1 protein-coding gene is annotated in these 267 nt (G+C 69.3%); it reads right to left on the reverse strand.

The annotated features are described in order from the left end of the window. Positions 1-267, reverse strand: a 267-nt coding sequence (locus ACLJNW_RS25590; RefSeq protein ID WP_410961422.1) for an alginate O-acetyltransferase AlgX-related protein, incomplete at both ends; no start/stop codon positions are given.

A 267-nucleotide genomic window follows, 5' to 3' on the forward strand; every position in this document is an offset into this window, starting at 1 on the left:
GCCGACCAGGGCGATCTGCGGGTTGCCGCCGTCGCCGAACAGGTCGCCGCTGTCGCTGGCGCCCACCGGCTCGGTCTCGAAGCGGTCGACGTACTGGGTGGCGTAGCTGTTGCCGCAGAGTTGCGCGGCGGCCTTGTGGAAGGTGCCGAGCTTGGACAGCAGGCCGACGCGCTTGCTTTCGAACTGCTTCTTCGGGATCTCCTCGAAGCCGGGCACCTGCTTCAGCGTCTCGGCCACGATCTTCGCGCTGCGCCGGGCGCCATGGGG

Origin of the sequence: Salmonella sp. SAL4457, from assembly GCF_046548235.1 — a bacterium.
Classification (GTDB): domain Bacteria; phylum Pseudomonadota; class Gammaproteobacteria; order Enterobacterales; family Enterobacteriaceae; genus Salmonella; species Salmonella enterica.